The sequence below is a fragment of the Oleiphilus sp. HI0066 genome, from assembly GCF_001635725.1.
In genome coordinates, this window is sequence record NZ_LWFH01000395.1 from 1 (window position 1) to 692 (window position 692).

A 692-nucleotide genomic window follows, 5' to 3' on the forward strand; every position below is an offset into this window, starting at 1 on the left:
ATTTCGCCGCAAGCTTGTGCAGCGGGTGGGAGCAAGCTGCTACGACAATCAGATCCGAGCGAAGGACAGTATTAAGGATCTCTATTGTTTTGTCCGGAGATGGCGGAATGCTCGCTAAGCTCTATCCGAGTTTTATATTAGGCGCCGGCTCAGTGATAGGTGATGGCAAACAAATGATGTCTTGGATTCATATTTCAGACCTGGTTGAACTTATTCATCAGGCTATCAATGATCAATCAATGGAAGGCGCATTCAATGCTGTCGCCCCTATAAACACGACTAATCAGGAATTTAGCCGCGTACTCGCTCAAAATCTTAGGCGCCCTCTACTATTGAAAATGCCAACTATTGTGACGAAATGGATCTTTGGTCAGCGTAGCGATTTACTTCTCGGAAATCAGGATGTTGTTTCGGATAAGCTTCAGGCTTTAAGCTATAGTTTTAAATATCCTGAAATTCACGACGCACTTTCTCAGATCTATAAGCATAAGAGATAGGCGTCTTTTAAACCGGCAGTCGAACTTGCGTAATCAACACCTTGTTAAAGTATTAACTTATCTAATCACATTAGCCACTTTAACAAACGCTCACGCATCTACCGATACGAACAGCGCGCAAAGTAGTTTCATTGAACACAGCTATATTTCATGCAGCGTATTGAGCGCAGAGCAGCTTACAATTGCCCAGCTCGC

Annotated in this window: 1 protein-coding gene; it reads left to right on the forward strand. The window is 43.6% G+C overall.

The window, feature by feature from the left end:
- A partial coding sequence (locus A3738_RS05370; protein ID WP_231876541.1) for a DUF1731 domain-containing protein occupies positions 1-497 on the forward strand: 497 nt, incomplete at its 5' end.
- Between the last annotated feature and the right edge of the window lie 195 nt (positions 498-692).